The 11,925-nt window shown below is 62.8% G+C and carries 10 protein-coding genes; 5 read left to right on the top strand and 5 right to left on the bottom strand.

What is annotated here, in order from left to right; translation table 11 throughout:
• On the bottom strand, positions 1-925 hold a 925-nt coding region (locus AC5DC2_RS11290), incomplete at its 3' end, for an ABC transporter substrate-binding protein (RefSeq protein ID WP_491698542.1).
• Positions 926-1,100: 175 nt separating this feature from the next.
• On the opposite strand from AC5DC2_RS11290, the gene AC5DC2_RS11285 reads away from it, so the two are divergent.
• From AC5DC2_RS11285 to AC5DC2_RS11265, 5 genes are all read left to right on the top strand, one after another.
• Positions 1,101-2,075, top strand: a complete 975-nt coding sequence (locus tag AC5DC2_RS11285) for a LacI family DNA-binding transcriptional regulator (RefSeq protein WP_491698541.1) — start codon at positions 1,101-1,103, stop codon at positions 2,073-2,075.
• A gap of 120 nt (positions 2,076-2,195) precedes the next feature.
• Complete coding sequence (locus AC5DC2_RS11280; RefSeq protein ID WP_491698540.1) at positions 2,196-3,197, top strand: alpha/beta hydrolase; 1,002 nt, start codon at positions 2,196-2,198, stop codon at positions 3,195-3,197.
• A 131-nt stretch (positions 3,198-3,328) separates the two neighbouring features.
• On the top strand, positions 3,329-4,285 hold the full coding sequence (locus tag AC5DC2_RS11275) for a tripartite tricarboxylate transporter substrate binding protein (RefSeq protein WP_491698539.1): 957 nt from the start codon (positions 3,329-3,331) through the stop codon (positions 4,283-4,285).
• 49 nt (positions 4,286-4,334) lie between these two features.
• Positions 4,335-4,841 carry a tripartite tricarboxylate transporter TctB family protein gene (locus AC5DC2_RS11270; protein WP_491698538.1) on the top strand — a complete coding sequence of 169 codons (507 nt, stop codon included), beginning with the start codon at positions 4,335-4,337 and terminating at the stop codon, positions 4,839-4,841.
• A 10-nt stretch (positions 4,842-4,851) separates the two neighbouring features.
• Positions 4,852-6,372: a tripartite tricarboxylate transporter permease gene (locus AC5DC2_RS11265; RefSeq protein WP_491698537.1), complete on the top strand. Its 1,521-nt coding sequence runs from the start codon at positions 4,852-4,854 to the stop codon at positions 6,370-6,372.
• A gap of 263 nt (positions 6,373-6,635) precedes the next feature.
• Here the strand turns inward: AC5DC2_RS11265 and AC5DC2_RS11260 are convergent, their stop codons facing one another.
• The 4 genes from AC5DC2_RS11260 to AC5DC2_RS11245 form a co-directional block, all read right to left on the bottom strand.
• Positions 6,636-8,627, bottom strand: coding sequence for a TRAP transporter permease (locus AC5DC2_RS11260; RefSeq protein WP_491698536.1), 1,992 nt, complete (start codon positions 8,625-8,627; stop codon positions 6,636-6,638).
• 6 nt (positions 8,628-8,633) lie between these two features.
• Positions 8,634-9,776, bottom strand: a complete 1,143-nt coding sequence (locus AC5DC2_RS11255; RefSeq protein WP_491698535.1) for a TAXI family TRAP transporter solute-binding subunit — start codon at positions 9,774-9,776, stop codon at positions 8,634-8,636.
• A gap of 360 nt (positions 9,777-10,136) precedes the next feature.
• Positions 10,137-10,760 (bottom strand): nuclear transport factor 2 family protein, encoded by a 624-nt coding sequence (locus AC5DC2_RS11250; RefSeq protein ID WP_024706733.1) that lies wholly within the window; start codon positions 10,758-10,760, stop codon positions 10,137-10,139.
• Between the two features lie 34 nt (positions 10,761-10,794).
• Positions 10,795-11,907 (bottom strand): aldehyde dehydrogenase family protein, encoded by a 1,113-nt coding sequence (locus AC5DC2_RS11245; protein WP_491698543.1) that lies wholly within the window; start codon positions 11,905-11,907, stop codon positions 10,795-10,797.
• Positions 11,908-11,925: the final 18 nt, after the last annotated feature.

Here is an 11,925-nt window from a genome sequence, read left to right as displayed (position 1 = left end):
CTTCCGGATCGCCGACCATCTGGTAGTTGATCTCATCGAAATAGGGCAGTTGCGTGCCTTCGGTATCGACCTTCCAGTAATAGGGATTGCGCACGGCAACCGCGCGCTCGGTGTCCTCGCCGGGCGCGATCGTGAACTTCCAGGCATTCAGCGTCGGACGGTTGGAATTCTGGAAGAAGTCATTGTCCTGCTGCACGCCGCATTCGCGCTGGAACAGCGCCACCCAGCTTTCATAGCCGCGCTCCTTGGCGAGTGCGTTGGCATCCGGATTGTACTTGATATGGAATTGCTTGAGGTAATGCTTCGGCGTGCGGGTGATCTGGTCCTGCTGCGCCCAGGCGAGCTGTTGGGCGAAGAAGCCGTTCGGCTGCGCGAACTTGACCTTGAAGGTCTGGTCATCGACCACTTCCAGCTCGGCAATTGATCCATCGGTCGAATACCAGAAAGCCTGATCGCCGATGGTCAGTTCCGGGTTCTGGAACACATCCTCATACCAGAACTGGACATCCTCGGTGGTGTAGGGCTCGCCATCCGACCATTTCATGCCCTTGCGCAGCGTGAAGGTATATTCGGTGGAATCCTCGTTGACCTTAAAGGATTCGGCGACATTGGGCGTGACGCCCGACCAGTCCGGCGTGAAGCGCACCATCGGCTCATAGCCCTGATAGCGCACCAGCATGGAAAGCGACCCGCCGCCGACCAGCGCATGGTTCCATGTGCCGCCCTGCGTGCCCGGCTGATCGCGGGGCGTGATCACCAGCGGGTTTTCCGGCAGGCGCTCGGCGACCGGGGGAAGATCGCCGGCCTGAACCGCTTCTTCCAGATTGGGCGACTTGTATTCCAATTCGGCCCAGGCGGGCAGCGCCAGCAGAGCGGCAAACGCCGTCCCTGCCGCGAGAAAAGCTCTGCGGCTCAAATTCCTCATGGATTTTCCTCCTACTGTCGATGCTCCGTTATCCTTCATCGACTAACAAATAGCTTGAAATAGAAGTTTTGTTATGTAAAGCGTTAGGTAAATTTTTTTGCGACGTCGGAATTTCAGCCAGAGCCGCGGCATTACTCCGGGGCCGTTCAAAGGCGAATGAAAGGAAAGGTGCGGTTTGGCGCGGATAACCATCCAGACAATCGCGGAGGAAACGGGACTCTCGAAATTCGCCGTTTCGCGCGCGCTCTCCGGCAAGAGCGGGGTCAGCGAGGCGACCCGCATGAAGGTAGCCGAGACGGCCGACCGGCTCGGCTACCGCAGGGCGACATCGTCCTCCAGGCTTCTCGGCGTTGTTTTCGACGACAATGATGTGACCAACACGGAATTGCACATGCAGATCCAGAACGGCGTGCAGCGCGAAGCCCAGATACTGGGTTACGCGTTACGCATCCGCAGCACCCGCAACGGGGTGGAACTGGAGGCGATGGCAAAGGAATGCAGCGGCATTCTGATTGTCGGGCTGCACAGCCAGGAGAACCTCAAACGATTGCATCATGCCGACATTCCGATCGTGCGCAACAGCTGGCTGGAGCCGCTGGAGCCTGTCGACCAGGTCGGTGCGACCGACCATGAGGCCGGGTCCGCCGTCGGCCGTTTTCTCCTGAAGCTTGGCCATCGCCGGATCATCTATGTTCACGGCGATCCGAGCTATCGGGGACGCATGGAACGGCTTTACGGATTGCGCGAAATCTGCGAGCGCGAGCCCGGCGTCGTTCTGCATGACCTCATTACGGAAGAGGGGCGGGATTTCGGCGAGGCCTTCGACCGGTTGGCGGCGGCGGATGAAAAACCGACCGCCTTTTTCTGCGCCCATGACGGTCTGGCGCTGACTGTGATTTCCGAGCTTCTGGCGCGCGGTTACCGGATCCCGCGTGATGCGTCCGTGGTCGGCTTCGGCGACTATTCCGCTGCCCAGCAGATCCTGCCGCAACTGACCACGGTGAAGGTGCCGGGCGTCGATATCGGCAGGATGGCGACGCGGGTCCTGCACCAGCGCATCACCAACCAGGATTTCCCCGACTGTCCGCTGCGTCTGCACGTTCCCTGCCGCATCATCGAGCGGCAGTCGACCGGCCCGGCTCCCGCCTGACGGTTCCGGCAGGCCGTGCGCCTGTTTCCGGCTGGCGAAACGCCGTGTCTTGAAAGGTGCGGAACAGGTCCCGCGCCCGCTAGACAGGATCGCACCCGCATTTCAAGGAGAGGAAAAGGCATGTCCGGGACGATCAGGCGCAGGGATTTTTTTCTGAAGACGCGCGATGGCGTGCGCATTGCGGTCCGAGAGGTGTTCGATGCGGCAGCGGGCACGCCGGCGCGCCCGATGATCCTGATGCACGGGACCCGCATTCCCGGGCTCTCTGAATATGATCTCGATGTCCCGCACGGTTCGCTTGCCGCCGATCTCGCCGCGCGCGGCCATCGCTGCTACATCGTCGATGCGCGCGGCTTCGGCCGGTCCGAGCGTCCGGCGGAGATGGACCTGCCGCCGACGCCGACGAAGCCGCTTGTGCGCATGCTCGAGATCGTCCGTGATCTGGAGGCGGCGGTCGACCACCTTTGCGCGGTATCAGGCTTTTCCTCGGTCGGCCTGTTCGGCTGGGGCGTCGGCGGCACCTGCGTCATGGCCTTTGCGGCATTGTGGCCGGAAAAGGCGAGCCACCTCGTTCTCTACAACATGGTCTACGGCGCCGCCGGCGGGCATCCGAAGTTCTGCCACGGCTCGCAATGGGAGGATCCGGCGCGACCGGGCCATTTCAACCGGCCGCATTTCGGCAACTACACCTTCAACGCGGTCGACATGCTGACCCGCGACTGGGACCGGCAGATCCCGATCGAGGACAAGACCGCCTGGCGTGATCCGGCGATCGTCAGGGCCTTCGAACAGGCTCTGATCGACGGCGACCCGACGGCGAAAGATCGCGATCCGCCGACCTATCGCAGCCCCAACGGCATGCTGGAGGATCTTTTCCTGATGGGGATCGGGCACAAGCTGGTCAACGCCAACCAGGTTTACGCCCGGGTCATGATCGTCCGTCCGGAGTTCGATACGCTCAGCCGGAAGGACGATATGGATGCCCTCGTCGGCGACCTGATCAATGCCGGGGAGGTGCTTTACTGGGAGCCGAGCGGCACCACGCATTACATCCTTTTCGACCGGCCCGAGCACGGGCGCGATGCGATGCTTGCGGAAATGGAGGCATTTCTGGCGCGGTGAGGTATTTCGCCAGACGAAACGGGCTCCGCGGGCCGTTTCCATCTCAGGTCGCGGTTGCTAGGCAAGGCTATCGGGAGAAGAGCGAACCGCTACGAGGGAGACGGTACGGTTCGCGTGTTTTGGAGGAAAACATGAAAGCAGCAGATCTCATTCTTGGAACGACCGTCCTCGGGCTGTCGGTAGCGGTATCGCCATTCGCCGCCTTCGCCGCGAACTGCCCGGACGGCTATCCCGCAAAGCCGATCCAGATGCTCGTCGGCTACGGCGCGGGCGGCGGCTCGGATGCGATTGCCCGCTCCATCGCTGCCGAGCTGGAGGCGCAGCAGGGCTGGACCGTTATTGTCGATAACAAGCCCGGCGCCGGCGGCGGCGTGATGTCCGCGACGCTCATGAACATGAAGCCGGACGGCTATGCCGTCGGCGTGGCGGCCACCGGTACGGTGGCGCTCAATCCCTACGAGAATGCCGATACGCCCTATACCTATGAAAGTTTCGACTATCTGGGCACGGCGATGCAGATCAATTACGGCCTGGTCTCCCTGGTCGATCGCCCCTACGAGACGCTCGATGAATTCATTGCCTTCGCCAGGGACAATAACGGCGCGACGATTTCCGTCGGCGGCAAGAGCCAGGAAATCCTGGTCGATCAGCTTGCCAAGCACTACGATGTCAACCTCATCGCCGTTCCGAGCAAGGGGGCTGCGGATGCGCTGCAGTCCGCGCTTGGCGGGCATGTGGACGCAACCACCCAGGGCACCCAGCACGTCCAGCAGATCAAGGCCGGCGCGATGAACCAGCTCGCGTCACTGACCGATGCGCGCACGCCCTATGCGCCCGACTCCCCGACGCTGATCGAGGGCGGGCTGGAAGCGACGATCGAGGGTCAGACGATCTTCATGGTGCCCACGGGCCTCGATCCGGCAATCAGGACGTGTCTCGAGGAGGCGCTCGACGAAGCCGTCAACTCGGACGGTTACGGCGAACTGATGACGCGGCTCGAGAATGAACCGCTCAATCTGGGGCCCAAGGGCACCACAGACAAGATCGCGAAGAGCGCCCAGTTCTACAAGTCGTATCTCGGCAAGTAACCTGGAGCGCCGTGCGTCCATTCGGACGCACAAAGGATGCTCTAACCTATTGAATCTACGCATCGTGCTTTCCGGAAATCGACTCCGATTTTCGGGCCGATGCGCTAGCAGAAAGGGGCGCTGTTCAATGTATTTTGAACGCCTGATCGGGGGAGCCAGCATCGTTTTCGGCGGCTTCCTCCTTTTTTTCCTGATTCCGTTGCAGGTCACGAGCCAGCCGGGGCCGATTGATCCCTCGCTGTTTCCGAAGATTGCGGCATGGCTGTTCATCCTTCTCGGCCTTGTCCAGCTTTTCGCCAGGGCGCAGCCGGTAAATTTCGGCTGGTATGAGTTTGCGCGTCTCGCGGCTCTCGCGGCCCTGGTGCTCGCGGCCGCGTTCGTCATGCCGCTCGCGGGTTTCCTGCCGTCGGCAATTGCGCTGATGGCGGCCGTGTGCGCCTTCATGTTCGAGCGACGGTATGCGTGGCTGGCTGTCACGATCGTGCTGGTCCCGGCGGCAACATGGTTCGTTTTCGTGATCGTGATGGGTCGTCCATTGCCGTCTATTCCCTTCTGAGAGCAAGCCCATGCCTGACTTGACCACGATTATCGGCGGGCTGACCGACGCCCTGACCCTCACCAACCTGCTCTACATCATCCTCGGCGTGGCCGTCGGCCAGATCGTCGGGGCAATCCCCGGCATGACGCTGCTGATGGCGCTGGCGATTGCCATTCCGCTGACCTACACGCTCGATACGCTGACGGCGCTCGCCTTTCTCATCAGCGTCAACAAGGGCGGAACGGTAGGCGGCGCGATCCCGGCGATCCTGATCAACACGCCCGGCACGCCCGAGTCAGCGGCAACCGCGCTTGACGGTCACCCCATGGCCAAAAACGGCAAGCCGATGAAGGCGATGAAATACGCGCTCTACTATTCCGTCTTCGGCGACCTTTCGAGCGACATCGTGCTGATCACGATTTCGGCGCCGCTCGCCCTTGTGGCGCTGCGCATGGGGCCGATCGAGATCACCGCACTGATGATCCTCGCCTTCACGGTCATCACGGGTCTGGTCGGCACTTCGATGACCAAGGGGCTGATGGCGGCGGCGCTCGGTTTTCTGTTCGCCTCGGTCGGCATTGATCCGGCCATGGGCACGCCGCGCTTCACCTTCGGCATGCTCGATCTCTATGACGGCCTGCCGCTGACAGCGATGTCGATCGGGCTTCTCGCCGTTTCGGAAATCTTCCGCCAGATCGCAGCCACCACGCGCGCCACGAGCACGGCCTCGCCGATCCGCGTACGCTCGGACAATCCGGAAGACAAGGGCGTGACGCTGAGCGAGCTCCTGGCCAACAAATATGTGGCCATCCGCGCCTGGGCGATCGGCACGGTCATCGGCGCCATTCCGGGGCTCGGCTCGGCAACGGCCGGCTTTCTGTCCTACTCGGTCACCAAGCAGCAGGCGAAGGATCCCGAGAGTTTCGGCAAGGGTGACCCGCGCGGCATCGCGGCTTCGGAGGCGGCCAATTCGGCGGTCGTCGGCGCCAATCTCATTCCGTTGCTGACGCTCGGCATTCCCGGCAATATCGCCGCCGCCCTCCTGGTCAGCGCCTTCATCATCCACGGCGTTCAGCCCGGTCCGCTTCTGTTCGAGGAGCAGGGAAGGCTGATCTACGGGCTCTTCGGCGCCATGCTGATTGCCAATTTCTGCAATCTCGGCGTCGGCCAGATCGGCATGCGCATCTGGTCGCTGGCAATCGCGGCGCCCAATTCCGTGGTCTATCCGACGGCCCTGCTGCTCTGCACCACCGGCGCCTACGTTACAACGGGCGGCATGTTCGGCATCTACATCATGCTGGCCTTCGGCGTGCTGGGCTATTTCATGCAGCAGTTCGGCTTTTCCGTGGTCGCCTTCATCATCGGCTACGTTCTGACGCCGGAGCTGGAATCGAAACTGGTCCAGTCGATCCTGATCAGCCGGGGCGACCCCTGGGTCGTGCTGCAGCATCCGATCGCGCTCGTTCTTCTGGCGCTGTCGGTCGTCTCTATTGTCTATCTCGGTCCGAGGAAGCGGAAGAACAAGGATCCGGAGCCGGTGGAGGACTGAGCGTCCCGATCCTCGCTCAAGGACGTTTCGATGCGCCCGGCGGAGTTCCTCCCCGGGCGCATTCGCGTTGCGGGGCATAAGGCGCGCAGTGCTCAAGCCAGGTCGGGTTTCGGAGGAGCCGTCCAAGCGTGGCGGCGGCGGACCGGGAGCGATGAGGACGGTCAATCGCATTGCGCATCATGTGACGCCGAAAAGGAAAGCCGTGCAGGTGATCCGGAGATCATCTGCACGGCTCCGAAATGTCCATGCGTGCCGGGGCAGGTTCAGGCCGGCCGGACCCTTCCGAGACCGCGCCGGTTGAGGATGAAGGCGGCGATGACGACCGGCGCCATGATCGCCAGTCCGGCAGCCATAAGCTCCAGATCGCCGAACCCCGGAACGGCTTCGCCCGGAAGCGCGATCAGGACCGCGCCGACAAGCAGCGGAAGCCGTAGCACCCAGACATAGGGACGGTCGGAAAAGACCGGACCGATGCCCATGATGTAGCCCTGGACGCCGCTTGCGAACATCCACACGCCGAAAAGGGCAAGGCCCGAGGAGAGAAGGATGCTCTGCCAGCCCGCATGCCCGATCAGCGCCGGATCGAACACGAAGAAGAACGGGATGAAATAGACGATGCTGCCGATCTTCATCGCCTCGAAACCGGTGCGCATCGGCGGGGTCTTGGCAACCGAGGCGGCGGCGAAGGCGCCGAGCGCCACCGGCGGCGTGATGAAGGACAGCATGCCCCAGTAGAAGATGAAAAGATGCGAGGCCATCGGGTCGAACCCGACCTGGATCAGCGCCGGGGCCAGCATCACGGCCAGAAAGATGTAACAGGCCGTCGCCGTCATGCCCGTGCCGAGGACAAGGCTTGTCAGCGCGCCCATGATGAGCAGAAGCAGGGGCGAATCGCCTGCAATGCTCAGAAGGTCGTTGACGAGCGTTCCGGCAAGCCCGGTCATCGACAGTCCGCCGACGATCATGCCGACGGCGGCAAGCGTTGCGGCGAGCGTGGCGAAGAGACGGCCGAGGCTGTCGATGAAATGCAGCAGTTCCTTGCGTCCCCAGCGATCGGTCCTGGAGACGATCTGGTTGACGGCCAGAAGCGCCGCCGTCGCATAGAACGGCGCATATTGTTCGTTTTTCAGAACGAGCAGCATGACCGTCAGCAGCGCGAAGGCGAAGACATGGTGCCAGCCTTCCTTGAGCGTCTGTTTGAGGTCCGGCAGTTCCTCGGCGGAAAGGCCGCTCAGACCCTCGCGCGCGGCGCGCGCGTCGATCTGGATGAAAAGGCCGAAGAAATAGAGCGCGGCGGGAATGGCGGCGGCAAGGGCTATCGTCGCATAGGGCACCTGCAGAAAATCCGCCATGACGAAGGCGGCCGCGCCCATCACCGGAGGCATCAGAACGCCGCCGGTCGAGGCGCAGGTCTCGATGCCCGCGGCGACCGTGCCCTTCATGCCGACCTTGCGCATGGCCGGAATGGTCATCACGCCGGTCGTCAGCACATTGGTGACCACGCTGCCGCTCAGCGACCCCATCAGGCCGCTGGAAAGGATTGCAACCTTGGCCGGACCGCCGCGCACATGGCCGAGAAGCGCGAAGGCGAGATTGATGAAGAAACGCCCGGCGCCGGTATGTTCAAGCGCCGCGCCGAAGACGACGAAGCCGAAGACGAGGTTCGCGAAGGCCTTCAGCGGAATGCCGAGAATGCTTTCAAGGCTCATCGCGTGATAGGCCGCCACATACCTGAACGGCGAGCTGAAGGCCGAGATCGGTCCCGGCAGCTTGTCGGCAAACAACGGATAGGTCGAGAAGAAGAGGACGATCATGCCGAGGATCAGCCCGCCCGCCCGCCGGCCCGCGTCCAGCATGACCAGCCAGAGAACCGCGCTGGTAAAGACGGCGGCGGATGGCGGCGACATTTCCCAGCCGAGGAGCACGATGTCGTAGGCATGGAAAATGAAATAGCAGAGCGTCACGAATGTGATGGCCGCGAGCGCCCAGTCGAGCACGCCCGGCGTCTGCCGGCGAGGGGAGCGAAAACCGGGTATCAGAAGAAAGACCATCGGGATCGCGAGCGCCAGCACGGCGTAGAAATACTGGTTTTCCAGCAGGGTCATATGAAAGCGCGACCCGAGGTTGAAGGTCTGGTTGATGCCGAGGAGCAGAAGCAGGACCGTCAGGATGCGCACGACGGCCGATGTCAATGAGGCGTGGCGGCGGGCGGAAACCGCCTCGCCTCCCTGCGTGTTGTTGTCTATGACCGGCATGCGCGGCTACCTGAAATAGGCCGGAAAACCGGCCGCTTCGAGCGTATCGGCACGCACTTTCATCCACTTTTCGGCGAAATCGTCGCCGCTCTTGCCATCCATCTTGCTCCAGGCCTCCTGCAGGACCTTCGCGCGGGCGACAAGATGGTCATTGTGCTTCTGGTCCTCGTCGGTCCAGACGCCGGCTTCCCTGTAATATCTGACAGCGGCCTCGTTGAACGGCACGACCCAGTCGAAAACTTCCGAATCGGCCGCCCACCCGGACGTGCCGGATTGCATCTTGCTGTAGACCGGCGCCTGCAGGTCGATAGCCTTGGTGACATTGTAGACGAGGTCCGGCGAGGCCGTGTAGGTGATCAGCGCCGGATAGGGAACGCCGGCGCATTCCAGCGGGTGCTCCGCATCGATGTCGACGCCGACGGTCGCCTTGCGCTGGCCGAAATGCGGGTTGACGGCCTGAAGGCGGTTCCAGCCTTCGGTGTTGGAAAAGGGCAGTGGCAGCCATTTGAGGCCCCGCGGCGAGGCCGCCGCCTGCTCGAGAACGCCGCTGCCGCTGGTGACTGCCGTCATCGCGTCGATCTGGCCGTTGGTAAAGGCCTGCCACGCGCCGCCATAGCTCGGCTGGTCGACAAGCTCGACATCATCGACAGTGAGCCCGCCGAAGGCCAGGAATGCCCGTACATTGGACTGCAGCGACGGCGAACTGACCACCCAGCCCACCTTCTTGCCCTTCAGGTCCGCGATGCTGTTGATATCCTGATTGGCGGCGACGCCCATGGCGACGCCGTTGTCCGCGCCGGCGAGGATCACGGCCGTCAGCTTCTGCGGTCCGAGGTCGGGCGTCGCATAGCTCAGCACGCCTTCGAAAGCATAAAAGGCGTCGCTTCCGGCCAGCGCGAAGGGCACCCTGCCTTCCCTGGCGGGGGCGATGCGCGAAAGGTCGGTGCTGGCCGGCAGAACGCGAAGCGAGATGCCGTAGGCATCTTCAAGCGCCTTGCCGACGGCGATAGACTGGTTATAGCCGAGGCTGCCGGTGTCGAAGCTCGTCCACACCAGCGTCTTCGGCAGGGTGACGGCGTCGTCCTGCGCCATCGCCCCGCCGGCGAAAAGGCAGATGACGCCAAGCGCCAGGCTTGCTAGTTTTCTCATGGAATGTCCTCCTCCATTCTTCAAGATTTCGCGGAAGCGCGCCCCGGCCGGCGGGCCCGCCTGGCCATGACCGCTTGGGCCGTTCGCCGCCAGTGACTGAAATGCGCATGGTGTCCGGTGTGCCGTGCCGGCAATGTCGCCAGCCATTCCGGCCCAACTCCTCTGTCACTCAATCTAAGGCCAATGCCGCGGCGCATAAATTTCAAAGGGTCTGCGTTTCGCTTGACGAAATGCCCCTGCCTGGCGCACGGATTGCGCTGGAGCATCGGCCCGAAAATCGGAATCGATTATCGGAAAGCACGATGCGTAGTTTCAATAGGTTAGAGCGTCCTTTGTGCGTCCGAATGGACGCACGGCGCTCTAGGTCAGGCCTTCAAGCCATTCCACTTCCCCCGCATGAAATGCGGCGAGTTCATCCGGGCGGTCGTCGCCGAGGAGGTCCTGGTTGACGTCGATGCCCCGGCTGGCCTGAAGATAGGACAGGAAACAATAGGACGGCCTGAACGCCCGCAGTTTGTCCCAGTCGATGGGCGGGATCTCCGCCGGATTGACCGCGCGCAGGATATCCCGTTCGAACAGAACCTCGAAGCTTAAGAGCTTCCAGGTGCCATCCTGGCGTACGGCCCGCGAAAAGTAGCGGCAGAAGACGTGAAAATCGATTTCGACCTGCTCCAGCGTCGCCCGGTTGAAGATCATGGCCGGGCTCTCGATCGTGGCCCTGTCGCCTCTCACCTCGGCAAAAGCGGGAAAGACCCAGTGTTTCCCGTTGCCGACCTTTCCCATGAATATGCGCGTGGCCTCCACATAGGCCTCACCGCCCCGGCCGTCGTACCAACTCGTGCGCACATGGGCATCGTCGTGAAAGCAGGCCCGCATCACGTCGAAGCGGCGCTGGTCGCGGGCAAACCGCTCGCGGCGCGCAAGGTCGTAGAGCTCCTCGCGGTCGAGCATTTCCATCAGGCGTCTGTTGGTGTCTGGCTGCATGATCCCCTCCCTCGCATTGTGAATGGCCGGCCCCTCAGGCGGCCGGATAGCCAAGCATCGCCTTGACCTCCAGATATTCCTCGAAACCGAACAGGCCGAACTCGCGGCCATTGCCCGACTGTTTATATCCGCCGAATGGCAGGCTGCGGTCAAACGGCGCGCCGTTGAGATAGACGCGGCCGGCGCGAATACGCCGGGCGACCGCGAGGGCATGGTCGGGGTCTCTCGACTGGACGAAACCGGCAAGGCCGAAGGGCGTGTCGTTGGCAATCTCGACGGCTTCGTCCTCGCTGTCGTAGTACATCATCGAAAGCACAGGCCCGAAGATTTCCTCGCGCGCGATGCGCATCGCCGGCGTCACATCGGCAAACACCGTCGGCCGGACGAAGTAGCCCCTATCGCATTCCGTCGGACGGCCCGGCCCGCCGGCGCAGAGCGTCGCGCCGTCCTTAATGCCCGAGGCGATCAGCGCCTGTACCCTGTCGAACTGGGTTTGGCTCACCAGCGGACCCATCGTCGTTTCCGGGTCCATCGGATCGCCGAGCCTGATCTCTGAGATCGCCTCGCAGGCGGCTTCGATGGCCTCCTCGCGATGCCGGCGCGGCACCAGCATGCGTGTCGGCGACTGGCAGTTCTGCCCGCCATTGGTGTTGCAGGCATGAACGCCGGCCTTCACCGCCGCCGGAAGATCGGCGTCGGGCAGGATGATGTTGGCCGATTTGCCGCCGAGTTCCTGCGCAACGCGCTTGATCGTTTTTGCGGCCAGCTCCGCGACGCGGATGCCGGCCTGTGTTGAGCCGGTGATTGAAACCATGTCGACGTCCGGATGACGGGCGATTGCCTCTCCGACGGTCGGTCCGTCACCGTGGACGAGATTGAAGACGCCGGCGGGAAGACCGGCTTCATCGATGATTTCGGCAAGCGCGGTGGCGCTGAGCGGCGCGATCTCGCTGGCCTTGAGAACCATGGTGCAGCCGGTAGCAAGCGCGGGGGCGACCTTGGAGGCGATCTGGTTCAGCGGCCAGTTCCAGGGCGTGATCAGGCCGCAGACCCCGATGGCTTCGCGTACCATAATGTCACCATTAGGCAGTGTCTGCCGTTCTGCAAGCTCTTCAAGGGCAGCAATAAATCCGTCTAGATGCCCGATAGCGGCATCAGCTTGGGC

Source organism: Martelella sp. (genome assembly GCF_984369615.1).
Note: the sequence above shows the minus strand (reverse complement) of the source record. Positions and strands in the feature narration are given on the sequence as shown.

Excerpts from the sequence above, each read along its gene's own strand:
- AC5DC2_RS11280 (WP_491698540.1), top strand. The coding sequence starts at position 2,196 with ATGTCCGGGACGATCAGGCGCAGGGATTTTTTTCTGAAGACGCGCGAT.
- AC5DC2_RS11275 (WP_491698539.1), top strand. The coding sequence starts at position 3,329 with ATGAAAGCAGCAGATCTCATTCTTGGAACGACCGTCCTCGGGCTGTCG.
- AC5DC2_RS11265 (WP_491698537.1), top strand. The coding sequence starts at position 4,852 with ATGCCTGACTTGACCACGATTATCGGCGGGCTGACCGACGCCCTGACC.
- AC5DC2_RS11260 (WP_491698536.1), bottom strand. The coding sequence starts at position 8,627 with ATGCCGGTCATAGACAACAACACGCAGGGAGGCGAGGCGGTTTCCGCC.
- AC5DC2_RS11255 (WP_491698535.1), bottom strand. The coding sequence starts at position 9,776 with ATGAGAAAACTAGCAAGCCTGGCGCTTGGCGTCATCTGCCTTTTCGCC.
- AC5DC2_RS11250 (WP_024706733.1), bottom strand. The coding sequence starts at position 10,760 with ATGCAGCCAGACACCAACAGACGCCTGATGGAAATGCTCGACCGCGAG.